The organism is Arthrobacter sp. 05N33_2 (genome assembly GCF_056397425.1).
Genome location: NZ_JBFTNJ010000026.1, coordinates 1 through 24,862 on the forward strand (window position 1 = coordinate 1; position 24,862 = coordinate 24,862).

Below are 24,862 nucleotides of genomic sequence, written 5' to 3' on the forward strand. Positions count from 1 at the left end.
AAAAGCAAAAGGTCCGGAACACTGTTTCCAGTGTTCCGGACCCTTTCTCCAGTTGCGGGGACAGGATTTGAACCTGTGACCTCTGGGTTATGAGCCCAGCGAGCTACCGAACTGCTCCACCCCGCGTCGCAAGATCAACTCTACCTGCCGGTGAACTTGAGGCCAAATCGAGGCGACGTGATGTGCATCTCGCCGCCGACCGGAGCGTCCGCCCTGGTCGCCTCGGCCTCCCGGGCCGGCCAGGGCCGCACAGGGATGAAATCCGGTCCGGCTACGCCACAGGCCGGGTTTGCCCCTCCGTAGGGGCAAACCCGGCCTGTCGCACCGTTCACAGCCTGCGCCCGGCCCTCGCGCAGCGCGTAAGGACCTGCCAGGGTCAGCTGCGCAGCGTTAGCCGCCCGCCGTCGCCGACGGTGTGGGCGACGGTGTGGCGGTGCCCGCCGGCGCGGCCGGGGTTTCCAGCTTTGCTTCGGCCTCAAGTGCCTTTTGCAAGGCAGCGTTCAGCTTCTTTTGCTGCTCACCGTAGGTCGCGAAGTCGCCCTTCGCGAGGGCGTCCTGGCCGGCCTTGATCGCGGCATTGGCCTCGTCCAGCGCGGCCTTCAGGTCTGCCTTCGCGTCGGTAGTGCCGGGCGGCGGAGTGGCACCACCTGGCGTGGTGGGCGTGGCCGGTGTTTGTCCCTTGTTGGCCGAGTCACCTGCTGCGGCACCCGAATTTCCGCCGAAGAGCTGGTTCAGGGCCTCGTCCAGTGTGGGCGCGAACCCGATCTTGTCGCCGAACGCCACCAGGACCCGCTGCAGCGTCGGGTAGGAGGTCTCCCCCGTGGAGCGAAGATAGACGGGTTGGACGTACGCCATGCCGCCACCGACCGGCAGGGTCAGGAGGTTGCCGTTGAGCACCGCCGACGCACCCTGGCGCAACAGGTTAAGGGCCTGCGAAACGGTGGGGTCGGAGTTGAACTTGTTCTGCGCCTGGCCCGGTCCGGGGACCTGGGTCTCCGGCGGGATCTGCAAGAGCCTCAGCTGGCCGTAGCTGTCCGCTTTGACGCCCTTCTGGTTGCCGGCGTCGGAGTCCGCGGCCAGGAAGCCGTAGAGCACGTTGCGGGCGTTGCCGTTGACCACCTGCGGGATGAACGACGAGGTCAGCTGGAACGCCGGCTTGTCCTGGTCGGGCATCTTCAGCGACATGTAGTACGGCGGCTGTTTGACTTCGTCCTTGACGGTGGGGTCGTTGGGAACGGACCAGGCGTCAATGTTGGTGTAGAAGCTGTCCGGGTTGGTCACGTGGTAGCGGCCCAGAAGCTCGCGCTGGACCTTGAACAGGTCCTCCGGGTAGCGCACGTGGCTCATGAGCGCACCGGACATCTCCGAATACGGCTTCACCGACGTCGGGAAGATCTTCTGCCAGGCTTTCAGGACCGGATCCTGGTCGTCCCAGGCGTACAGCGTCACGGAACCGTCATAGGCGTCCACGGTGGCCTTGACCGAGTTGCGGATGTAGTTCACCGAGCTGTTTGGCAGGGCTACTGTCCGGTTCGCGGCGGTCTGTGAGTCGGCCGTGGCGGCCGAGAGCTGCTCCTGCTGGGAGTACGGGAAGTACGGGCTGGTGGTGTATCCGTCCACGATCCATTTCACCCTGCCGTCGACGACGGCGGGGTACGGATTGCCGTCAACAGTCAGGTAGGGCGCCACCTTTTCGACGCGGTCCCGCGGGTTGCGGTCGTAGAGGATCTGGGACTCGGCGTTCACGCCGTCGGAAAGCAGCAGGTCCGAGGACTGGAACTTGATCGCGTAAAGGATCTTGTTGAAGAAGCTGCCCACGTTCGGGCCGCCGTTGCCGGTGAAGGTGTACTGCGTCTCGCCGTCGCCTTCCTTGGCCGCGGGCCGGTCCTGCTCACGGTGCGGTGCACCGTCCGGGGCGCCCACGATCGAGTAGTCGGGTGAGTCCTGGCCGAAGTAGATGCGGGGCTGGTAGGTCGAATCGTTGCCGAGCGCGCCGGTGGACGGGATGCCCGCCTGCAGGAAGTCCGGCTTGCCGTCCACGGTGAACTTGTTGCCCTTGGCGGCGACGACGCCGTAGCCGTGGGTGTAGACCACGTGCCGGTTCAGCCAGGACTGCTGGTTCGTGGCGAGCCCGTCCGGGTTGAGTTCGCGGACGGCGATGACCGTGTCCTGGATCTTGCCGTCGATCTCGTAGCGGTCCACGTTCAGGGCGCTGGGGAACTGGTAGTAGGGCCGGTACTGTTCGAGCTGCGAGAACGCATCCGAGATCAGGTTCGGATCCAGCAGCCGGATGTTGGCGGTGGTCTGCGCATCGGGGGCCAGCGCGCCGGTGGTGGCGTTGGTGGTGGCGTTGTACCGCTTTTCCTGGACCTTATCCAGGCCGTAGGCGGCACGGGTCATCGCGATGTTCCGCTTGATGTATTCGTTTTCCAGCGTCTGCTCCGAGGGCCGGACCTGGAACTGCTGGATGACCCACGGGTAGACGCCGCCGGCCAGGATGGCCGTGATGATGAGCATGGCGGTGCCGATCACCGGCAGCCGCCACTTGCCGATGACCGCGGCGACGATGAACAGCACGGCGACGATGGCCGCGGCCACGGCCAGGATGGCCTTGGTCGGAATGACGGCGTTCACGTCCGTGTACAGCGCACCGGCCCAGCGCCCGCCGTTATTCTGCACCGTGGAGTAGCGGTCCAGCCAGAAGTTGAGGCCCATCAGCACCAGGAAGGCGGCGCCCGTGACAGCCAGGTGGATCTGTGCGGCGCGGCTGGTGAAGATCCCGCGTTCCATGATCCGGATGCTGCCGTAGAGGTAGTGGGTGAGGATGCCGGCAAGGCCAGCGATCACCGTGACGCTGATGAGGAACCCGGTGACGAAGCCGAGGAAGGGAAGAGTCATGAGGTAGAAGCTGATGTCGAGCCCGAACTGCGGATCGTTCTGGCCGAATGCCTCCTGGTTCAGGAACAGGAGGACTTTCTGCCACTGGCTGGCCGCGGCGCTGCCGGCGAACAGGCCAAAGAGGATGGGAAGCCCCACCATCACGACGCGGCGGATCGGTTCGAGCTGCGCCTGGTAGCGGTTGAGGTTGTCCCGGATTTCCGAATCGGGGGCGTATACCGGCCGCGCATGGTAGGCAACCCTGATGGCGAAGAAGACGGCCAGGAACATGACAGCGAAACCTGTCAGGAAGATCACGATCCTGGCCAGGTTCTCGGTCAGGAACACTWCGAAGTAGCCGAGCTGCTGGTACCAGAGGACATCCGTCCAGACATTGGCGAAGAAGATGAATCCGACCACGATCAGGGCCACGATGATCAGCGTCGGCGTCAGGGCGCCGCGTCGTGTCTGGGGTCTTCCGGGCGGGACAGTGCTGGCGGGACGGGACAAACTCGGTACCTCATAGCTGGTCGTCTACTGCTGGTTTTTAGTTATCAGTCGCTGCTGTGGCTCAGTCTGGCGACCAAGTGCCGGTGTTGCAGGTTGATGCATTCTAACGGCCGTCACCGCCGTTCCGTCAGGGCCCTGCAGCAGGGTCCCGGCGGGACGGCGCGGCCGTCAATTAGTGCCACGAGTGGGGACGGCGCTTAGTTCCGCGGCCAGTCTAGTTGTTGGTGCAGACCGGCAGTCCTGATGTGTCGSCSCCTGACGCGGCCAGTTCAACTGCCTTGCGGGCCTCGGTGAGGTTCTCGACCCGGACCACCTGCAGGCCGTCGGGGATGTGGCCCAGGACGTCTTCGCAGTTGGCCGCCGGAGCCAGGAACAGCGTGGCCCCGCCAGACCGCGCCCCCTGCATCTTCTGGGCGATCCCGCCGATGGGTCCTACGGCACCGTCCGGGGTGATGGTTCCGGTTCCGGCGATGTGCTTGCCGCCGGTCAGGTCCCCGGGAGTGACGGTGTCAATGATGCCAAGCGCGAACATCATGCCCGCACTGGGGCCACCGACCTTGTCGAGCGAGATGGTGACATCRAACGGGAAGGTGAACTTGTACTGCAGCAAGACGCCCAGGATGTAGCGGCCCGCACTGTTTTTGGCCGGCGTAATGGTGACTGGCACCCGGGCGCCGGCGCGTTCGACGATAACCTTGGCGGGCTTTCCGTTGCCGGCGGCCAGTTCCGCCTGGACCACGCCGAGCGCAGTGATGGGCTTGTCATTGATGGAGACAAGTTCGTCCCCTGCCTGCAGCAGTCCCTTCGAGGCGGAGTCGTCCGGGAGCCCGGCCACCTGCATTTTCTGCCCGAACGGAATCTTCAGTTCCTTCAGTGCCGAGGCGATGGCGTTCTCCTGGGAGGTGGTCATCGCGGTGGCGCTCTCCTGCTGGGACTGTTCCTTGGTGACGCCGGTGGGGAAGAGCAGTTCCTGGGGGTAGACGGCCTTGGTCCCGTTCAGCCATGCCGAGAACGCCTCGAAGACGCTGACCGGACCATTGGGACCGCCGTCGACATAGACAGTGGTCAGGTCCAGGCTGCCCTTGGCGGGAAACGACTCATGGCCGCTGACGCTGATCACCGGTTTGCCGTTGTCCTGGCCGATGGTGTTGAAGGTGGGGCCGGGAGACTCGATCACGTAGGGCACGGGCAGGCTCACCGCGGTGATGCCCAGTGCGGCGGCAAGCAGCCCCGAGACAAGCATGGCTGAAGACCGGTTGTTGCGCGGGCGCCGCACGCCGGCGCCAGCCAGTCGCGCCCACCTGCCCCGGGCAGGGCCGGCCGCTGGGTCGCTGGCGGGCTGCTCACCGTGGGTGATTGTCATTGAACGACCTCTCCGTGCCGGCACGAGGGGCTGCGGCCCTGCCAGGACAAGCCCGAGAGGACACCGCGACCACGCACCAGGGCCGCAGCCTAACCCGAGGCTGCCGCGTGCAAATATTCCAACTTCCAAGCCTACGCGCTTGGGACCCCGGACCGCTCTTTGCCTACAGCGAACGTGGCGCGGTTTCGGCAGACAGCCACTCTTGCACAGGGGTACCGTGAAGTTGAGAAGCAGCCACACCGACGATCGGCGGGATCATGACCTCCAACCCACTCAATCCGTCCAATGGCGACGAGGAGCCCAAGGATCCTTTGGCCGAAATGCTCAAAAACCTGATGGGCGGGCAGGGCATGGGCAATATCGACCCCGCCGAGCTCGCCAAGGCAGCAGGCCTCCCGGACGATCCAAACCTCCTGGCCCAGATGTTCTCCCAGGTGCAGGCGATGATGAGTGCCCCCTCGGAGGGGCCCGTCAATTGGCAGCTGGCACATGACAACGCCCGGCGCGTCGCCGCCAGCGGAACTGACCCCTCGGTCACGGCGCATCAGTCGCGGGAGGTCGATGAGGCCCTTCGGCTGGCCGAACTGTGGCTCGACCAGGTCACCGGGCTTCCGGCCACGGGACTGATCGGCCGGGCGTGGTCCCGCGCCGAATGGGTCGAGGAAACCCTTGGGACGTGGAAGCGGCTGACCGAGCCCGTGGCCAACAGCATTGCCAATGCGCTCTCGGCCGCCATGACCGAGCAGATGCCCGAGGAAATGAAGTCCATGATGGGCGGCGCCTCCTCGATGATCCAGAACATGGGCGGGGCGATCTTCGGCATGCAGCTCGGCCAGGCGATCGGCGCGCTCTCGGCCGAAGTGGTCAGCTCGACGGACATTGGCGTGCCCCTCGCAGACCTTGAAATGGCGCTCCTGCCGGCCAACGTGGCGAAATTCGGTGAGGGCCTCAGCCTGCCGGAGAACGACATCCGCCTGTTCCTGGCCGTGCGCGAGGCGGCACACGCCCGTCTCTTCGTCCAGGTCCCCTGGCTGCGCGGGCACCTGCTCGGCGCGATCGAGGCCTACGCCCGCGGCATCCACATCGACACGTCCAAGATCGAAGAACTGGCACGCGAGATCGATCCCAGCAACCCCGAGGGCATCCAGGAGGCGCTCTCGCAGGGAGTCTTCATGCCGCAGCGCACTCCCGCCCAGGAGCAGGCCCTCGAAAAGCTGGAGACAGCGCTGGCCCTGGTGGAAGGCTGGGTGGACGAACTCACCTGGGGTGCAACCGAGAAGATGTTGCCGTCCGCCGCCGCACTGCGCGAAACCGTCCGGCGGCGCCGGGCCACCGGGGGCCCCGCGGAGCACGCGTTCTCCTCCCTCGTGGGACTCGAACTGCGGCCGCGCCGGCTCCGCGAGGCCGCCACGCTGTGGGCCTTGCTCAAGGAAGAGCGTGGGGTCGACGGCCGCGACGCCGTTTGGCAGCATCCCGACCTGCTTCCCACGGCAGAGGACCTGGAAGATCCGCAAGGCTTCAGCGAACGCCGTAAACTCGCCGAAGCCAGCGACAGCGAAGTGGACGACGCCCTGCAGAAACTGCTTAGCGGAGGGTTCGACGAGCCGGCCGGCGCCGACGCCACGGACACCGAGGGCACCGCGGATTCAGAAGGCACGGCGGATTCAGAGGGCACTCCGGATTCAGAAGGCACGGCGGATTCAGAGGGCACGGACGAACCGGCGGCCAAGGACGACGACCGTCAGGACGGCGGACCGGACGACGGCGGCACGCCCAAGGCCTAGCCGAACGCTAGTGGGCCCCGGCCGGGATTTCGGTTCCGTCCGGGGCTTCGTCGTATCCGCCGTCGGACGCCAGGCCGCGTGAGGTCGCGAACGAGGCCCCTTCCAGGAAGGCCTTGGCACGCTCAGTCTCCGGGTACGCCGTCAGCAACCGCCAGAAGGCGGCATCGTGGCCGGCCACCAGGAGGTGGGCCAGTTCGTGAAGCAGCACGTAGTCGATCACCCACTGCGGCATGGGCTGCAGCTTCGCCGAGAGCCGGATGGTCCCTTCGGACGGCGTCGCGGAACCCCAGCGCGAATTCTGGTTGGTGACCCAGCGGACCGAGGAGGGCACCGCCCTGCCGCCCAGGTACTTCGCCGACAGATCCGCGGCGTGGGCGGCAAGGTCGGCATCGCTGCGGGGGCGGCGCCGGCCGGAACCCCGCGCCGCCCGGTCCCCCTGGCGCCGGAGTTTCTCCAGCATGCGATGTACCCACTCCCGTTCCTGCGCCCTGCTGAAGGACGCGGGGATGGCGACGACGGCGGTGCCGTCCTCCCAGAACGCGGCGACCGTGCGGCGTCGGCGCGCAGAGCGGCGGACCACTACCGGGGCGCCGTCGGCGGTGGTCAGCGGAATGGCACCCGGAACTGAACCGGGCATCACTGAACCGGGCATCACTGAACCGTGCTTTCGGCCAGGACTGTCAGAACGGCCTCGCCGTACTTCTCCAGTTTGGATGGACCCACGCCGGCGAGTTTGGCCAACTGCTCCAGCGACTCGGGGCGCGCCTCGGCGATCGCGGTCAGGGTGGCATCGGTGAACACCACGAATGCCGGGACGTCCGCCTCAAGGGCCACGTCCTTCCGCCACTGCCTGAGCGCGTCGAACGTCTGTTCCTCGTAACTGGGCGGGCACTGGTTGCAGCGGCCCACCTTGCGCTCCGCGCCGCTGGAGAGCATGCTGCCGCAGACCCGGCACGACGCCGGAACGGCCGCCTTCCGGCGCGGCGCCGGGCCCTTGCCCCGCAGGTGGGAGCTGGCCACCGAGTCGGGGCGCAGGCCGTCCAGGAAGCGCGAGGGCTTGCGGTTGGCGCGTCCGCCGGGTGTCCGGGCAGTGGACCAGGACAGGGACAGGTGTTCGCGGGCGCGGGTGATCCCGACGTACAGGAGCCGGCGTTCCTCGTCCACCGCTTCCGGAGTGTCCGCGAACGAGATCGGCACGAGGCCCTCACTCAGCCCGACCAGGAACACGGCGTCCCATTCCAGGCCCTTGGCGGCGTGCAGCGATGCCAGGGTAACGCCCTGCACAGTCGGTGCGTGCTGGGCCAGGGACCGTTCCTGGAGCTCGTTGACAAAGTCCGGGAGCGAGAACTGCGGGCCCCTGCTGATCACGAGTTCGTCGGCCAGCGCCACGAGGGCGGCCAGCGATTCCCAGCGCTCCCGGAGAGCGCCGCCGCTGTGCGGCGCCGCGTCCGTGTAGCCCAGGGAGGCGACGATGTCCCGGACCAGCTGCCCCAGCGGCTCGGGCGTGGCGGTTTCAGCCACCGCCCGGGTCGCGGCCCGGAGCTGCAGGATGGCGTCCCGGACCTCCTTCCGCGCGAAGAACCGCTCACCGCCGCGCAGCTGGTAGCCGATCCCCGCCGAGGCCAGAGCCTGTTCGTAGGCTTCGGACTGCCCGTTGGTGCGGAAGAGCACGGCGACCTGGCTCGCCGGTGTTCCGGCGTCGAGGAGTTCGCGGATCCGCGCGGCGACAGTGGCGGCCTCCGCCTCGTCATCCGAGCATTCGGTGAACCGTGGCACCGGGCCCGCCGGCCGCTGCGCTACGAGCTGCAAAGGCGTGGCCCAGGCGGCGTCCGCCACCGGGCCGCCGCTGCGCCGGCCGGCGAGGAGGTCGTTGGCGAGCCTGACTACCTGGGGCGTGGACCGGTAGTCCCGGATCAGCTTAACGACGTGGGCCTCGGGATACATCGCTTTGAACCCAAGCAGGTGCTTCGGGGAGGCGCCGGTGAAGGAGTAGATGGTCTGGCTGGCGTCGCCCACGACGCAGAGCTCGTCGCGTCCGCCGAGCCACAGCTCCAGGAGCCGCTGCTGCAGCGGCGAGACGTCCTGGTACTCGTCGACGACGAAATGCCGGTACTGTTCCCGGACGGTCGCTGCCACCTTTGGGTCCTCCTGCAGGATCCCCACGGTGATCAGCAGCACGTCCTCGAAGTCGATGACGTTGCGGTCGGTCTTGACGTCCTCATAGGACTGGAAGACCCGTGCCACGGCCGTCAGGTCGAAGCCGCCCGGATTGCCCCGGCCCTGGGCGTTCTCCAGATAGTTCGCCGGGGTCAGCATGGATACCTTGGCCCACTCGATTTCGGAGGCGAGGTCCCGGATGGAGGCGCGGTCCGTGCTGAGCCGGAGCCGCCGCGCGGCCTCGGCAATCATCTGTGCCTTGTGGTCCAGCAGGTTGGGCAAGGTGCCGCCGACCGCCTGCGGCCAGAAGAACTGCAACTGGCGCAGCGCCGCGGCGTGGAAGGTACGGGCCTGAACGTTGCCGACGCCGAGGTCACGGAGCCGGCTGCGCATCTCGGCGGCAGCCCGGGCCGTGAAGGTGACAGCGAGGAGCCGTTGCGGGCTGTACACCCCTGAGTGCACGCCGTAGGCGATCCGGTGCGTGATGGCGCGGGTCTTGCCGGTCCCGGCACCGGCCAGGACACACATGGGCCCCTGGAGGGTGCCGGCAACCTCGCGCTGCTCGGCGTCGAGGCCGCCGAGGATCCGTTCCTCCAGCGAACGGCCGTCAGGTTCGGGGGCATCGGCAGGCGGGGCATCGCCCGACGTCGTGCCGCCCGACGGTTCCCCGCCGGGGATGGTGCTGAAGTTCAATTTCTCTGTGGTCACTTTTGCTGCTCAGTCGGTAGTCGGTGTCCTGCGGATAGGGGCAGGCGGTGTCAGCCTGTATGGGGCAGTGTCAGGCGCTGTCCGCGGCGTCCTGAATGACRCCGCCGTACCAGTGTTCAATAAGGGACCGGGCGATGGAGAGCCTGCTGGAAATGACGATCTCGCCGCTGAGGACGGCGTCCTGCAGTTCGCTCCGGCTGAACCACCGTGCCCTGGTGACCTCGACGCCGTCGGGCCGGGCTTCGGTGTCCGGCGTGGTGGCCGTGAAGCCGAGCATCAGGGAGGCGGGAAACGGCCAGGACTGCGATCCAAGATACTGGGACGCGGTGACGCGGACCCCGACTTCCTCGCCGATTTCGCGCTGCACGGCCTGTTCGAGCGACTCCCCCGGTTCGACGAAGCCGGCGAGGGTCGAATAGTTCCGGGCGTCGAGTGGGCCGCCTCYGCCCAACAGCAGTCTCCCGTCGGGGCCCACCACGGTGACGATGATGGCCGGATCCGTCCGGGGGAAGTGCTCGGAGTTATCGGCCGGGCACCGCCGGACCCAGCCACCGGCTTCCGGCTGCGTGGGAGTGCCGCAGCGCGGGCAGTGCGTGTGGGTGGAATGCCAGTTGGCGATGGCGCTGGCTTCGATGAACAGCGCAGTGTCCGTGGCGTTCAGGCGTGCCGCGATTTCGCGGAAACCCACCCACTGCGCATCGCTCGGAACGCCGGCCACGTGAGCCTCGAATTCCTCGGCCTGGACTTCGAACTGAAGCGGGAGGACAAAGAGGACAAGCTCGGTGCCGGCGTCGAGGTCCGAACCGGCCAGGGCGGAACCGAGGTAAATCACGTGTTCGGGAGCGTACGGGGTGTTGGCCAGGTGCCCGGAGAGCTCGGCCGCGTTGAGGAGCACGAGGCTGTTGCCGCTGACGAGGGCCTGCCTGCCGGAGAGCACCACGGCCTGCGCCGCGCCTGAACCGACCAGCTCCGCGAGCATTCCGGGTTTCACCCGCGCCGCGGATCCGCGGTCGATCAGGGCCGGGCGCACGGGAAGGACCGTCTCCATGAGGTGGTTTGCCGGCAGGAGATGCAGCGGCGGCGCCGCACCGTCGGATGCCGGGGATTCGGAGGGTGTTTGCTGTGATGCCGATGAAGATGCCGCTGACTCCGCAAGACTCATACACCCACCGTACTGACTCGGGCAGACAATTGACATTTGCCGACCATGCCGCCGGGCGCTCCACAGCATGTGCGGGACAAGCCGCCTGCCCCGGATTCAGCGCCTATTTCCCTCCGATTTGTCCCCGATCTCAAGACTCGCCGGAGTGCATCGCCGACTTGGGCGCCGCTCAATCTACCGTGGAAGGGTGAGAAGGAAACCAATCGAACTGGCAGCTGTAGCAACGGCGGCGGTACCCGGCCTGACCCCGACCGCCGTCAGCTCTGCGCCCGACGATCCGGCGGACTTCGACGCGGCCCTCCTGCTGGACTCTGAGGGCAAGCGTTGGCGCGTCCGCTCCCCCCGGCATGCCGAAGCGAGCGCCCGGCTGGAAACCGAATTCCTGGTGCTGCGTGCGTTCGCTCCCGGCATCCGGGCCGAGCTCCCGTTCCTCATGCCCACAGTGGCGGGAACGGTCCGGCAAGGCCAGCTCAGCACGTTTGTCTATTCGCACCTGGCCGGCGCCACCCGCTCCCTGGACGAGCTCAGCAACGGCTCTCCCGCACTGGCCCGCGAAATCGGGGCGGCCCTGGCCGCGATCCATGACCTCCCACGGTCAATCGTGAGCAACGCCGATCTGCCGAGCTACACGCCCAACGAATTCCGCCAGCGGCGCCTCAATGAACTGGACCAGGCGGCCACGACCGGAAAAATCCCGCCGCTGCTGCTGCGGCGCTGGGAACACGCCATGGAAGACGTCTCGCTCTGGCGCTTCAATCCCTGCGTCGTTCACGGCGACCTCCACGAGGACAACCTGCTGGTCGAGGGTGAGCGCGTGACCGCAGTGACGGGCTGGACCGACCTGCGCATCGGTGACCCGGCGGACGACATGGCCTGGCTGGTCGCCTCCAACGAACAGGACTTTGTGAACGCGGTCCTGGATCACTACACCTCCAGCCGGCGCGACGCGCCCGATGCGCACCTGTTGCGGCGGGCCGCGCTCTCCGCCGAATTCGCCCTGGCGCAGTATCTGGTCAAGGGCATGGCCGCCGGCAATCAGGAAATGATCGACGAGGCGGAATCCATGCTCGCCACACTGGCCGAGGACGTGGCCGAACACGGCGGCCAGCCGATCAGCGTGGAACCGCTGCCGCAGCCGGTCGCGGCACCCGAACCCGGCACAGAACAAGCCATTGCCGACGCCGGTGCTCATGTCGATGCGCCGACGGTCCCGGCCGCGCCGGCCCCAGCGGCCAACGGGACGGCGCCCGCCGTCAGCAAGGTCACGCTGCTGCCTATGGAGCCGGTCACGGGCAGCGCTCCGGCTGATGATGCCACTGCCGGCATCAGTGCCAGGCCCGCTGTGCACGTCACGCCTATCCCCCGCGAAACGGGGGCTGACGAACCGGCGGCTGTCCCCCAGCCCATAGCAGACACAACCGCAGCCGCTGAAGCAGGCGACCAGGCAAGCGCCGAGCCGGGCGCCGGTAAGGCCGCAGGTGCGTCCGCCGACATCACCGCAATCCCCGGCGCCGCCAAGTCCTCCGTGCCCTCCAGCGCTGATGCCGCGCTGGACGGCGCCCCGCAGGCGGCGGCCCCCGACCCGGACTCCGGGAAGGTCAGTGAGGCCGGTGACAGCGACGCCGGGGCCGCGGTTCCAGCCGGTACCGACACATCGACGCAATCGATCGCCGTCGTCCAGCCCGGGTCCGGTGACAACACGTCAACCGCCGCAATCACGGTGGTCGACTCCGCGTCCCGCTAGCGACGGCTGCCGGCCGGTTCAGGTGTACTGCCCCGCCCGGATCGTTCGGCGGGCTTTGTCCGGCCGGCTGACATCCGCTAGGCGCCGCTGTGCGTCGCTGTCCTCCCTAGCGCCGCCGACACGATTTCCTCAAGCTTTTCCGCTGATCCGAGGTCATGGGGGCGGACCACCTGGTTGTCGGCCACGTAATAGAAAGCGGCCCGGACGTCCTCCAACGGGACCCCCTTGAGCCGGGCCCAGGCCAGCCGGTAGACGGCGAGCTGGACTGCCTTGACCTTCAGTTGGGCCGCCGAGGGGCGGCGGCCGGTCTTCCAGTCCACAAGATCCCAGCGGCCGTCGGCGTCGCGGAACACGGCGTCGATCCTGCCCCGGACCACGACGTCGCCGATCCGTGTCTCGACCGGGACCTCGACGTGGGCGGGGGCGCGGTGGGCCCACTCGGACTGACGGAAAGTCTCCACCATGGAATCCAGGCCGTAGGCCTCGTCGATGTGGTCGTCAGCGCCGGCTGCCTCACCCAGGTCCAGCATCCCAGCGGCGCCGAAGTATTCCTCCACCCAGGCGTGGAAGGCCGTGCCCTTGCGCGCCGACATCCCCGGTTCGCGCGGGATCGGCCTGCGCAGGCGGGCCACAACGGAGCCTGGGTCATCTTCCAGGTCCACGAGAGTCGACGCCGAGATGTGCCCGGGCAGATGCACATCCTGGACCACCGAACGCCGGGAGCGGCGTTCCAGCAAAGTGGCCGCCTCCTGCGCCCACCCGGCGGCGGGACCGCGCAGGATGGGACGTTTTCCGGCGTCCGCGCCATCCGGGCCGGATGCCATTGCCTGCAGGACACGGGCCGCTGCGGATTCCATGGCCGCCCGCCGGCCCGGGACAAGCCGCAGCCGTTTTCCCGTCCGGGGGTCATGCGGGCCCTCCAGCGGATCATAGGGCCAGGCGGCGACTTCGAGTTCAGAGGTCAGGGGGCTTTCGGCCGGCAGCGCGTCCTCGCTGACGGACAGCGGATGGATTTCGGCCGCGCCGTCGGCGGTGAGGCCCTCGAGCCCGGCAAGGAAGGGAGACATCTCCGCCAAACCGGCCCGGGACCCCACCCACGCCGCACTCGATAGCCAGAGCACGTGTTTGGCACGGGTGTACGCCACGTAGGCCAGGCGCCGTTCCTCGGCCTCGCCGTGCGCCTGGACGGCAGACTTGAACTCCTTCTCGGCGTCAAGCCAGCCTTTTTGGTCCGGCTGGTCCAGGTCCCACTGGGGCAAATCGGTGCGATCGCCGCGCAACGGCCACGGCAGTGCCGCACTGCCGCTGCTCCACCGCGAGTCGCGGCTGCTGGGGAACGCCCCGGAATTGAGCCCGGGAACGAACACGACATCCCATTCCAGCCCCTTGGAGGCATGCACTGTCAGCAGCTGGACGGCTTCGTGGTTCACCTCCGGCGCTGCGGCATCCAGACCGTTTTCCTCGGCCGCCGCAGCTTCCAGCCATGCGAGGAACGCCAGGACATCTACCCGCTGGGAGGTGTGCAGGAACCCGGCCGCCGCGTCCTGGAAGGCGTCCAGGTTGCGGCGGGCTTGATGGATGCTGATCCCGGGCCGGGCCGCAACTTCGATGTCCAGGAGCATCGCCCGTTCGACCTCCCCGAGCAAAGTGGTGAGGTCGTCCCCCATGTAGCTGCGCAACTGCCGGAGCTCGTCCGAGAGCCGCTGCAGACGGTCCCGGGCCTCCGGGCTCAGTCTGCGTCCGTGCGCCGAGGTCCAGCCGTCGCGGGGCAGCCAGTCCAGGGCCTCGACCAGGCTGGCGGCGTCCGTGATGTCGCCTTCGATCACAGCGTCATCCAGCGCGTCTTCGGCGGCACGCCCGTCATCCTCGGCACCCTGTCCGGCGTCGCCGGCCTCCAGGCCGCCGGGGCGACCCCGACGGCGGGCCAGGAAACTCGACCAGTCCCGCAGGGCCATCAGGTCCGCCGGGCCGATCCGCCACCGCGCGCCGGCCAGCAGGCGCATGAGGGAGTCCGAGCGGCCCGGGTCGGCCAGGACCCGGAGCGTAGCGACAAGATCGATGATTTCCGGCGTGTCCAACAGCCCGCCGAGCCCAACGATTTCATAGGGAATGCCCCGGACTTCGAACTCGCGGCGAATGCATTCCATCTGTGCCCGGCGCCGGCACAGGACAGCCATGGCCGGCGGAACCGGGTCGGCGGAGTGCGCGGCGTCGAAGTCCGTCACGCGAAATTTCAGCACGTCGCCTGCGATCGCCGCGGCCTCGGCTTCGTCCGTGGCGAACCGTCCCATCACCACCCTGCCGTCCACCGCGGCCGGGCTGGGCTGCAGTGGCGGGACCTCGACGGCGTCGGCGCTTTCCCGGGCCCCGGCGGCCCCGAGGTTCGCCGCCGCTTTGCTCAGCGGCGCCGAAATGAGGTTGGCCGTGGCCAGGATGTTGCGTCCGTTGCGCCACGCTGTAGTCAAGTAGGAGGTGGGCGCCACGGCAAAGCGCCGGGCCTGCCCGCTGCCCCGGTCCCGCGAGCTGCCCCGGTCCCCCTCGCCGCCGTGGGCGGTGTCGGTGCCTTCGCTGCTGACGAGGATCGGGAATTCGCGGACGAAATGGAAGAGTTGCCCGGCGGACGCTCCCCGGAATCCGTAGATGGACTGGTTCGGGTCCCCCACCGCGGTAACCGCATGGCCGTCGCCGAAGAGCCGGGAGAACAGCACCAACTGGGCGTGCGAGGTGTCCTGGAACTCATCGAGAAGCACCACCTTGTAACGCTGGCGCTCTGTTTGGGCGGCGACCGGAATCTCACTGGCCACCCGCGCCGCCAGGGCCACCAGGTCACCGAAGTCCAGGGCGCCGCGGGCGCGCTTCGCCTCGGAATAGCGGCCCACCATGTCCGCGACGCTGGCCCGCGTGCGAAGCATCGCGCTGAGCTCGCCCGCAGCCTGGGTGGGGTTCTTCTTGGCTTCTGCGACATACGGGAGCGACTCGAACGCGGCGACCCGCTCCAAGAGCCAGCCACGGACCTGGGCCGGGTCCTGCAAATGCTCGGAGCACTCTCCCGCCAGCTGGATCACGGCCTTGACGAGCGTTGATTTGGCGGACCGGAAGTGTTCGTAGTCCCCGTCAAAGGCTTCTACCACCTCGCTGGCGAGCTGGAACGACTGGGCGCCGCCGAGCAGCACGACGTCGCGTTCGACGCCGAGGCGGAGACCGTAGTCGGACACAATGCCGCTCGCATACGAGTGGTATGTGGAGACCTTGGGTTCGAGCGCATCCGCGCTCAGCAGCCCGGCAGGGAAGAGCGTGTTCCCGGTGTCGGCCGCCGCGATGCGCGCCAGCGCGGCCAGCTTGGCCCGGATCCGCGAGGCGAGTTCACCGGCGGCCTTGCGGGTGAAGGTGACGCCGAGGACTTCCTCCGGCCGGACCCAGCCGTTGGCGACGAGCCACACGACCCGGTCCGCCATGGTGGCGGTCTTCCCCGAGCCCGCCCCGGCGATCACGAGCCGCGGCGTGAGGGGCGAGGAAATGATCAGGGACTGTTCGGCCGTGGGGCTGTTCCCCTCCCCCAGCAGTGCCGACAGCTCTTCCGGGCTGAACCGCGGCTCAGGAAGGGGCTCGGGGAGGGGAGCCGGTGCCGGATGCGGGTCGGTCGGGCCGCTTGCCGGCGCCTCGGGGCTCATTCAGTAACCTGCTTTCCCCGCACGCACAGCGGGCACACTTCAGGGAGCCGGCAGCCGTGGCCGCCGTGGCCTCCCTTGGACGGATCGTGGCGGGCCTGGAAAACGCTGCCGGACATCACGCGGGCGGCGTCGCCGACCATCTCCAGTGCCCAGTTGTCCTGCGGATCCAGCGGTGCCTGGGCCTGGATGCCGGGGCTCTTGGTGGTGGTGCCCAGCTGGGCCAGGACGGCGCCGCCCGGCAGCGGCGGCGGACCATCGTCGGGACCCGCGAAGCCGCCGGCCAGCACGGCGGCCTGGTAGGCACCGAGCTGCGGGTGCCGGTCCAGATCCGCTTTGCCGGGCTGGCGTTTGCCGGTCTTGAGGTCGATGATCACCAGCCGGCCCTCGGCGTCGATCTCCAGCCGGTCGACCTGGCCCCTGAGCACGGCGGGCCGCGCCGGACCGGTGGTTCCGCCCTCGCCCGGATCGGATCCGGCCTGTGTGGAAGCGGCCTCCGCCGGAACGTCCGGCAGCTTCACCTCAAAGTCCTGTTCGACGCCGATCAGGCTCCGGCCCTCGCTGCGCATCACGAGGACATACTGGGCGAGCTTGCGGACCATGGACTCGGCTCGCTGGAAGTCCAGTTTGCCTTCCCAGTTGTCCTTCATCCCCAGCGTGGGCCAGCGCCGGACGAGTTCGGCGACATATTCGCTTCCCGAGGCGTCCGGGAGGTCCTGCGCAATGGCGTGGACCAGCGTTCCGAGGCTGCGGGCAAAATCGGTGGCGGCTTCACCGCCTGCGGCTTGGATAAACCAGTCCAGCGGAGATTTCTGCACGGTTTCGACCTTCGAGGGCGACACGAACACGGTACCGCCCGGCGGAACCACCGCCTCCTCCGAGGACAACTCCGCCAGCCCCCACCAGCTCGCGGGGTGCGCGCCCGGAACCGGCGGCTGGGCCGTGGCCAGGCCCCCCAGGACGGCCGCGGCTTCCGCCGATTCGGCCGCCCTCGGGTCGAGCTGGGCGTACTGCCGCAGCTCCGCTACCAGCGCCCGGAGCGTCAGCGGACGCTCGACCGGGGTAAAGCCCCGGCGGTCCTGCCCGGGCCGCAACGGCGCCACATAGTCCAGGAACGAGGACGGCTGCTCGTCCTCCGAGGACACCGCCGTGCAGATCAGCACCTCCCGGGCGCGGGACACTGCCGTGGAAAAGCTCCGGAGCTCGTCATAGCGTATTTCGCGCAGCCGGCTCTGCGGATCCAGTCGCAGGGCATACTCCACGCCGTGCTCGACGGCGTCGGCGAACAACGTGCTGCCGAGCAGTTCTCCGCGCARCCGGGTGTTGGGCCACACRCCTTCCTGMAGTCCSGGCACRATSACCACSGGCCATTCSCGGCCRGCSGCGCTGGCAGGGGTCATGAGCTCCACCGCGTCTTCCAGCTGCGCCCGGGCGGCCAGGGTATCCATGGGAAGTTCCTGGCTGAGCAGGTATTCAAGGAACTGCTCCGGGCCGGAACCCGGCAGCTGGTCCACAAAGCGTTCCGCGGTATGGAACAGCGCCATCATGGCATCAAGGTCACGGTCGGCCCGGGCACCGGCTGATCCTCCGGCCAGGGCGGCGTCGGTCCAGCGGGAGGCCAGGCCGGTGGAATGCCAGAGCGCCCAGAGCACGGTCTCGGCGTTGCCGCCGGGGGCACCGGCGGCGTCCCGCCCCGCTGCGATCATCCGGGCAATCCGGCGGGCCGAGTGACCCTCGATGCCCAGCGTTGCGAGCGCCCCCGGCTCCAGCAGGGCTTCGACCAGGAGCGCGTCGCTGGTGCGCCCGCCGCCGCCCAGGAGTTCCTCCCGGCGCAGCGACTGCCGCAGCCTCCGCAGTTCAATCGCGGTGGCGCCGCCTATCCGGGACGTCAGCAAGGACACCGCTGACTCGGGTGTGAGCACGGCAGGGTCCAGGGCCACCGCATAGGCATCGAGCAGCGGACGGACCGCGACCTCGTCCCGGACGGCGGATTCGGCGACGGGGATCCGGACCGGAATCCCCTGGCCGGCCAGGTACCGCTGCAACTGGCTGAGCTGGCCGCCGTTGCGCACGATCACGGCGATGTCCCCGAGTTCCCGGGCGTCGTTCAGCTGGGCTTCGAGGATCCGCTGGGCCACATACCGCAGCTCGTGGACCGGGGACGGCAGCAGGTGGGCCTCGACCGTCCCCGCCCGGGCGCCGGCGGCTCTGTCCGGTGTCGGGACTGGTTGCCCGTCCGGTGCCGGCACCGGTCCGGGCTGTTCGAGCCGGCGGGCGGACTGCCCGCCGGACCTGCGGGAGATGCGCCCGGCCACTGCCAGCCATGCCTCCGCCACTGCCGGGTCCTGCCGATGCGCCGTCCACAGGGGTCGTTCCAGGATCGTCCCGTCAGGTGCCAGGAGGCCGGGAAGCTCCGCCACGAGATCGGGGCGTGCCCCGCGGAAGCCCTGAACCACGGTGTCCGGCGAGGCAGTGATGATGGCATCCTTGCCGGCGGCGATGTCGGCGAGCAATTCGAAGACCGCCGGGTTCGCCTCCTGGATGTCATCCACGAGAATCAGCTGCAGGCGGTCGCGTTCGGCGGCGAGGAAATCGGGTGAGTCCTGGAAGATCTGGCGCGCGGCAGTGATGATGCCGGCGGGGTCGAAGGCCTCGGGCATGCGCAGGTCCAGGACATCGCGGTATTCGGAGTACAGGGCGGCCGCCGGAATCCAGTCCGGCCGGTTGCACTGCCGGGCCAAGGCCACAAGGTCCTCGGCGGTCCGCCCGGATTCGATGATCCGGTCAAAGAGCTGGCGCACTTCCTGCCGGAAACCGCGGGTCTGCAGGGCGGCGCCCAGGTCCTCGGGCCAGGGCAGCTCGAGGCCGGGCAGCGCATGGCCCTCCAGCAGTTCCTTGATGATCAGGTCCTGTTCCGGGCCGGAGAGCAGCTTCGGCTGGCGCGGAAGCGGCAGGAGGCCTTCGGCCTTGGCCCGGCGGATCAGATCGAAGGCATATGACGCCCAGGTCCGTGCCGGCGTCGTGCTCAGGCTCCGGTCCAGGCGGGCCGTGAACCGGTCGCGGAGCGTATCCGCGGCGAGCCGCCCGGGGGCCAGGATGAGCATCCGCTCCGGATCCAGGCCATCGCGCAGGGCGCGGCGGACGGCAGCCTCGACAAGGACCGTCGACTTGCCGGTGCCGGGCGCACCGGGCACCAGGACGGGGCCGGAGCCGGGCGGGACCTCGACGGCGGCGAGCTGGTCCGGTGACAGCACCGGCACCGCGCTGTGCTGGGTCCGGGGCGGCAACAGGCGCAGCCCCGCTCCCGTTGCGCGCCCCGCCCCGGGAAGGGGACGGGACCCGGACCGCTGCAGGCTTGGTTCAGGGTGGCTGGGGGTACTCACACAGTCATTTCATCATCGGGTACCGACAATTTATGCGACTCCCGCTCGAGCCGCTCCGCGATGGCATCGATCCGGTCGAAATCGGCGTCGGTGGGCGCCCACCGGCCGGAGGCCAGGTCAACACGCCAGCGCCCCTCGCCGGTCCGGCGGAAGTCCTCGTAACGCCCCAGCAGCGGCGTCCCCTCCTGCAGATAAAGGCCCAACGCCTCGTGCTCCAGGCCGGGCGGGGCGTCTCCGCTGGATTTCAGGACGCGCCACCAGGGCACGCTRCTGCCATAGTGGCTCATGACCGATCCGACCTGACGCGGGCCGCCGGCGCCGAGGAGTTCCGCAACGTCGCCGTAGGCCACCGCCGTGCCGGCCGGGATCAACGCCACGAGCTCCAGCACCGCCTCCACATACTCCGTCCGCATCGGTCCAGCCTAGCCGTTCCGGACTCCGGAACAGCGCCGGGACGGCAGGCGGAGGCGGCACGCCGCCACCCCGGTCAGGAACTGTCAGTGGCAGCAGGTAGCGTTGAAGCATGAGCACTTGGAACACCCTCCCCCGCGCAGCCTTCGACCTCGAAACCACCGGGCGGAACTCCCGCGCGGCGCGGATTGTCACAGCATCCATCACCGTGGTGGACTCCGACGGCGGGATTGTCCAGGAACACGAGTGGCTCGCGGACCCCGGGGTTGAGATTCCCACCGAGGCCAGCGACATCCACGGCGTCACCACCGAGAAGGCCCGCAGCGAAGGCCGCCCCGCCGCGGAAGTGACGCGGGAGGTCGCCGCCGTGCTCCAGGAGCTTTTCGACACGGGTGTGCCGGTCATCGCCTTCAACGCCAGCTACGACTTCACGGTGCTCGCCGCCGAGTCTGCCCGCTACGGCGTCCCTCAGTTGAGCCGCTTCCCCGTACTGGATCCGTACGTCATGAACAAACAGGTGGACCGCTACCGCAAGGGCAAGCGCACGCTCACCGCCTTGTGCGAGGAGTACGGCGTCAATCTGGACAACGCGCATACCTCCGCGGCCGATGCCCTGGCAACCCTTCGGATGCTCGATGCCATGGCCGGAAAATTCCCCAAGCTCAGGATGCCGGCGGGCAACCTGCACCAACTCCAGGTCGAATGGGCCTCTGCCCAGGCCGCGGACTTCCAAAGCTACCTGCGCAAGACGAAGCCGGCCGCCGTGATCGAAGGCGACTGGCCCGTCCTGCCTCCCGAGGACGCCAGCCGGGGCGACTTCTAGGATCTCCGAACGCCGGGATTCCGGACGCTGGGCCCCGGCGCGGGAGCACTTCTTAAAACGAAACGTTCGCCGGCGGAACGGCTTAACTAGTCCCCCGCTGCGCGCAAATCCAGTGATTGCGACGGAGGTCACACGGCCCGGGGCTTCCCCTTGCCGCCCGCTCCGGCGCCGATGATTCCGCGCCACCCCGCCAGCACTATCAGGATTGGCGCCGATCACACACGATCCTGAAGATAGTTCGCAGAACGCACACATCATCTCTGATTTGTTCGGATTGAATGGGTGCCCACGTCGGATGACACAATTATCTTTCGCGGCGTGTCTGCTCCACCCGGCGCCCAAGCCAGCGGCCGGGGGCCCGATGAGCCTCCCGCGACCCACTGAATTTCAGACGAAAGTGATTGCGTGATGAAAAGCAAAGCCTTGAAGTGGCTGACCACCGTTCCCGTGGCCATCGCCGTGGCGGTTTCCCTTGCAGCCTGCGGCGGCGGTTCGGCCCAGTCAACGGCGTCACCGACGGATGCCCTCCAGGGCAGCGACCAGAAGTCCCTGGACAAATACACGACCAAGGACGTCACTCCCCTGGACCAGATTGACAAGTCCAAGCTCGGCCTGATCAGCGACGGGACCCTGACTGTGGGCACCCTTTCGGACGCCCCGCCGAACATCTACATCGACAAGTCGGGCAAGTTCACCGGCTACGACAACGAGCTCCTGCGCGCCATTGCGGACAAGCTGGGCCTCAAGGTGGAGTTCAAGGCGACCGGCTTCGCCTCGCTGCTCGCCCAGGTTCAGAACAAGCAGTTCGACCTCGGGTCCTCCTCGATCTCCACCACTGACGCGCGCCGCAAGACCGTGGGTTTCACCAACGGTTACGACTTCGGCTACATGGCCGTGGTCGCCAAGACGGACTCCAACATCAAGGGGTTCAAGGACCTGACCAAGGACACCCGCATCGCCGTGGTCCAGGGCACGGTACAGGATGACTACGTCACCAACACCCTCCAGATCGAGCCCGTCCGCTTCGAGGACTACAACACCGCGTACGCCAACTTGAAGAACGGCCAGGTCGACGCCTGGGTCGCTCCGTCCCAGCAGGCTACCGGCCAGGTCAAGGAAGGTGACGGCACGGTCATCGCCGAGTCGGTTGTAAACACCCAGAACTTCACCGCGTACGCCGTGAACAAGGAAAACCAGCCGCTCATCGACGCGCTGAACTCCGGCCTCGACGCCGTGATTGCCGACGGCACATGGTCCAAGCTGACCAAGGAATGGTACCCGGACCGCGAGACCCCGGCCACGTGGTCCCCGGGCTCCAAGGCTGTCACCGTTCCGAAGTCCTAGTCCATGGATGCACTCGATCAACTCATAGGTAGCTTCTTCGACTGGGAGGCGATCGCAGCCGTCCTGCCGCAAATGCTGACGGTCGGCCTGCGCAACACTCTGATCCTGGCGATCGCCTCGGGCGTGCTCGGGTGCATCCTGGGCATGATCCTGGCGATCATGGGAACATCCCGCAGCACTGCGCTCCGGGTGCTCTCCCGGATCTACACGGATGTCTTCCGCGGCGTCCCGGCCATTGTGGTCATCCTGCTGATTGGCATCGGCCTCGGGCCCGTGGTCCGGGAACTGACCGGATCCACGAACCCATTCCCGTTGGCCATCTTCGCCCTGACGCTCATGGCGGCGGCGTATATCGGCGAGATCTTCCGCTCAGGCATCCAGAGCGTGGAAAAAGGCCAGCTGGAAGCCTCCCGCGCACTGGGCTTCAGCTATAACTCCTCCATGCGCCTTGTGGTGATTCCGCAGGGCATCCGGCGGGTGCTGCCGGCCCTGGTCAACCAGTTCATCACGCTGATCAAGGACTCCTCCCTGATCTATCTGCTCGGGCTGCTCGCCAGCCAGCGCGAGATCTTCCGGATCGGTAACGATGCCGCGGCCAACACTGGGAACCTGTCGCCGCTGATTGCCGCGGCGTTCGTGTACCTGCTGCTGACCGTTCCGCTCACCCACTTGGTCAACTACGTCGACAACCGCCTGCGCACCGGCCGTCCGGAGAAACGGCAGCCGGACGACGCCGCAGCCCTGATCGGGAAGGGAGCACAGCCATGAGCGAATTCGCCTCCGGCTCGCTGACCGGCAAGAACCTGCACCTGTCCTTCGGCACCAACCATGTCCTCCGCGGCATCGACCTTCATGTCGAGAAGGGCACCACCGCCTCGGTGATTGGCCCCTCCGGCTCAGGAAAGTCCACGCTGCTGCGTGTCATGAACCGCCTGATCGAACCGGACCAGGGCGACATCCTGCTCGATGGCCGCTCGGTCCTGAAGGACAACCCGGACGAGCTGCGCCAGCGGATCGGCATGGTGTTCCAGCAGTTCAACCTGTTCCCGCACAAGACCGTGGTGGACAACGTCTCGCTGGCGCTGCGGAAGCTGCGCAAGCTGCCGGCCGAGCAGGCACGGGCCGAGGCCCTCGAGCAGCTCGACCTGGTGGGGCTCAAACACAAGGCAGACGCGCGCCCTGCCAACCTCTCCGGCGGCCAGCAGCAGCGTGTSGCCATCGCCCGCGCCCTGGCCATGAAGCCGGAGGTGATGTTCTTCGATGAGGCCACCTCCGCCCTCGACCCCGAGCTCGTCAAGGGCGTGCTGGCGCTGATGGCCGACCTCGCCAAGGGCGGCATGACCATGGTTGTGGTGACCCACGAGATGGGCTTCTCCCGCAATGTCTCGGACACCGTGACGTTCATGGACGCCGGCGTCGTCGTCGAGTCCGGTCCCCCGGAACAGATCTTTACCAGCCCGCGGACCGAGCGGCTGCAGGGGTTCCTCGCGGACGTTCTGTAGTTCGCCAGCGCCAAGGCAGCTTAAATGACTGATGGCACCCGCAGCGGCGGGTGCCATCAGTCATTTAAGGGCTGAGGCTATGGCTTGGCGCCGGCCGCCGCCTTAGCCGCTGCCGGCAGGGCGTCGAAGATCCGGTTCATCGCGGTGTCGTCGTGCGCGGCGGAGAGGAACCAGGCCTCGAAGACCGACGGCGGCAGGTAAACGCCGGAGTCCAGCATGGAGTGGAAGAACGGGGCGTAGCGGAACACTTCCTGGCCCTGGGCGTCCTCGTAGTTGTGGACACCCCGGGCGCCCGTGCCGAAGGCCACGGAGAACAGGTTGCCTGCGCGCTGGATGGAGTGGTCCACGCCGGCCGCATCGAGTGCGGAGGACAGCGCCGCGGAGAGTTCCAGCGAGCGGGCATCCACGAACGAATAGACCTCGGGGGTGGCGTGCGTGAGGGTCGCGACCCCGGCGGCCATGGCCACCGGGTTACCGCTCAGAGTCCCGGCCTGGTAGACGGGGCCCAGCGGCGCCAGGTAGTCCATGACCTCCGCGCGTCCGGCGAGAGCCGCCGTCGGCATGCCGCCACCAATCACCTTCCCAAATGTCAGCAGGTCCGGGGTCCACGGCTGGGCGGCACCGGCGGCGCCGCCGGTGAGGCCCCAGTAGCCGGAGTAGCCGGTGCGGAAGCCGGTCAGGACCTCGTCGAGGATCAGCAGGGCACCGTGTTCGCGGGTAATCCGGGAGAGGCCGGCGTTGAAGCCGTCGCCGGGGGTGACCACGCCCATGTTGGCGGGAGCGGCTTCGGTGATGACGGCGGCAATGCTGTCACCGTGCTTGGCGAAGGCGGCTTCGACGGCGCCGAGGTCGTTGTAGGGCAGCACGAGCGTCTCGGCGGCGGTCGCGGCGGTGACCCCGGCCGAGCCGGGCAGCGCGAGGGTCGCCAGGCCGGAGCCCGCGGCGGCGAGGAGGCCGTCGAGGTGGCCGTGGTAGCAGCCGGCGAACTTGATGATCAGGTTGCGGCCGGTGAAGCCGCGGGCGAGCCGGACGGCCGTCATGGTCGCCTCGGTGCCGGTGGAGACCATCCGGACGCGCTCGGCGGCCGGGACGCGCTCCTTGACGATTGCGGCAAGGTTGGCCTCGTCCGGCGTGGAGGCGCCGAAGGAGAGACCGCGGTCRACGGCGGCGTGCACGGCCGCCAGGACCTCCGGGCGGGCGTGCCCCAGCAGCGCCGGGCCCCAGGAGCAGACGAGGTCGACGTAGTCGGCACCGTCGGCGTCGGTCAGGTAGGCACCCTTGGCGGACACCATGAACCGCGGCGTCCCGCCCACGGAGCCGAAGGCGCGCACGGGCGAGTTCAYGCCGCCCGGCATCAGCTGGCGGGCACGGTCAAAGAGTTCCTCGTTGCGAGGCATGCTGGAAGTCATGGTTCCTATTCTTTCAG

At 68.2% G+C, this 24,862-nt stretch carries 14 protein-coding genes, 1 tRNA gene and 1 pseudogene; 6 read left to right on the top strand and 10 right to left on the bottom strand.

What is annotated here, in order from left to right; genetic code table 11:
• Positions 1-52: 52 nt before the first annotated feature.
• The 3 genes from AC1DHX_RS12190 to AC1DHX_RS12200 all read right to left on the bottom strand — a co-directional run bounded on the left by AC1DHX_RS12190 (position 53) and on the right by AC1DHX_RS12200 (position 4,750).
• Positions 53-126 (bottom strand) — tRNA-Met (locus tag AC1DHX_RS12190).
• Positions 127-390: 264 nt separating this feature from the next.
• The gene (locus AC1DHX_RS12195) at positions 391-3,387 is read right to left on the bottom strand and encodes a UPF0182 family membrane protein (RefSeq protein WP_476900070.1); all 2,997 of its coding nucleotides are present in this window, start codon (positions 3,385-3,387) and stop codon (positions 391-393) included.
• A gap of 214 nt (positions 3,388-3,601) precedes the next feature.
• The gene (locus AC1DHX_RS12200) at positions 3,602-4,750 is read right to left on the bottom strand and encodes a YlbL family protein (RefSeq protein ID WP_476900071.1); all 1,149 of its coding nucleotides are present in this window, start codon (positions 4,748-4,750) and stop codon (positions 3,602-3,604) included.
• 257 nt (positions 4,751-5,007) lie between these two features.
• On the opposite strand from AC1DHX_RS12200, the gene AC1DHX_RS12205 reads away from it, so the two are divergent.
• Positions 5,008-6,534, top strand: coding sequence for a zinc-dependent metalloprotease (locus tag AC1DHX_RS12205; RefSeq protein ID WP_476858898.1), 1,527 nt, complete (start codon positions 5,008-5,010; stop codon positions 6,532-6,534).
• Positions 6,535-6,541: 7 nt separating this feature from the next.
• Here AC1DHX_RS12205 and AC1DHX_RS12210 read toward each other — a convergent pair whose 3' ends face one another.
• The 3 genes from AC1DHX_RS12210 to nudC all read right to left on the bottom strand — a co-directional run bounded on the left by AC1DHX_RS12210 (position 6,542) and on the right by nudC (position 10,561).
• Positions 6,542-7,186 carry a M48 metallopeptidase family protein gene (locus AC1DHX_RS12210; RefSeq protein WP_476858899.1) on the bottom strand — a complete coding sequence of 215 codons (645 nt, stop codon included), beginning with the start codon at positions 7,184-7,186 and terminating at the stop codon, positions 6,542-6,544.
• A complete protein-coding gene (locus AC1DHX_RS12215) occupies positions 7,186-9,288 on the bottom strand; it encodes an ATP-dependent DNA helicase UvrD2 (RefSeq protein WP_476859004.1) in 2,103 nt (700 codons plus the stop codon). The genes AC1DHX_RS12210 and AC1DHX_RS12215 overlap by 1 nt, the downstream gene beginning before the upstream one ends.
• A 181-nt stretch (positions 9,289-9,469) precedes the next feature.
• The gene (gene nudC, locus AC1DHX_RS12220) at positions 9,470-10,561 is read right to left on the bottom strand and encodes an NAD(+) diphosphatase (protein ID WP_476900072.1); all 1,092 of its coding nucleotides are present in this window, start codon (positions 10,559-10,561) and stop codon (positions 9,470-9,472) included.
• A gap of 187 nt (positions 10,562-10,748) precedes the next feature.
• Between nudC and AC1DHX_RS12225 the strand changes: the two are divergent.
• Positions 10,749-11,990: pseudogene (locus tag AC1DHX_RS12225) on the top strand (macrolide 2'-phosphotransferase); the annotation flags it as partial.
• 392 nt (positions 11,991-12,382) lie between these two features.
• Here the strand turns inward: AC1DHX_RS12225 and AC1DHX_RS12230 are convergent.
• From AC1DHX_RS12230 to AC1DHX_RS12240, 3 genes are read right to left on the bottom strand one after another with little or no spacing between them, the layout of a single operon-like run.
• Positions 12,383-15,976, bottom strand: a complete 3,594-nt coding sequence (locus AC1DHX_RS12230; RefSeq protein ID WP_476858901.1) for an ATP-dependent helicase — start codon at positions 15,974-15,976, stop codon at positions 12,383-12,385.
• On the bottom strand, positions 15,973-19,326 hold the full coding sequence (locus AC1DHX_RS12235; RefSeq protein WP_476859005.1) for an ATP-dependent helicase: 3,354 nt from the start codon (positions 19,324-19,326) through the stop codon (positions 15,973-15,975). Before AC1DHX_RS12235 ends, AC1DHX_RS12230 begins: the two co-directional genes overlap by 4 nt.
• A 26-nt stretch (positions 19,327-19,352) precedes the next feature.
• Positions 19,353-19,769 (bottom strand): MGMT family protein, encoded by a 417-nt coding sequence (locus AC1DHX_RS12240; protein ID WP_028277185.1) that lies wholly within the window; start codon positions 19,767-19,769, stop codon positions 19,353-19,355.
• Between the two features lie 110 nt (positions 19,770-19,879).
• On the opposite strand from AC1DHX_RS12240, the gene AC1DHX_RS12245 reads away from it, so the two are divergent.
• The 4 genes from AC1DHX_RS12245 to AC1DHX_RS12260 all read left to right on the top strand — a co-directional run bounded on the left by AC1DHX_RS12245 (position 19,880) and on the right by AC1DHX_RS12260 (position 23,436).
• Entirely contained in the window at positions 19,880-20,590 is a 711-nt protein-coding gene (locus AC1DHX_RS12245) for a 3'-5' exonuclease (protein WP_028277186.1), read from the top strand.
• A 408-nt stretch (positions 20,591-20,998) separates the two neighbouring features.
• The gene (locus AC1DHX_RS12250) at positions 20,999-21,934 is read left to right on the top strand and encodes an ABC transporter substrate-binding protein (RefSeq protein ID WP_476859006.1); all 936 of its coding nucleotides are present in this window, start codon (positions 20,999-21,001) and stop codon (positions 21,932-21,934) included.
• A 3-nt stretch (positions 21,935-21,937) separates the two neighbouring features.
• Entirely contained in the window at positions 21,938-22,702 is a 765-nt protein-coding gene (locus AC1DHX_RS12255; protein WP_223913926.1) for an amino acid ABC transporter permease, read from the top strand.
• On the top strand, positions 22,699-23,436 hold the full coding sequence (locus tag AC1DHX_RS12260) for an amino acid ABC transporter ATP-binding protein (RefSeq protein WP_028277189.1): 738 nt from the start codon (positions 22,699-22,701) through the stop codon (positions 23,434-23,436). The genes AC1DHX_RS12255 and AC1DHX_RS12260 overlap by 4 nt, the downstream gene beginning before the upstream one ends.
• 77 nt (positions 23,437-23,513) lie before the next feature.
• Here AC1DHX_RS12260 and hemL read toward each other — a convergent pair whose 3' ends face one another.
• A complete protein-coding gene (gene hemL / locus AC1DHX_RS12265) occupies positions 23,514-24,845 on the bottom strand; it encodes a glutamate-1-semialdehyde 2,1-aminomutase (protein WP_476900073.1) in 1,332 nt (443 codons plus the stop codon).
• Positions 24,846-24,862 lie beyond the last annotated feature (17 nt).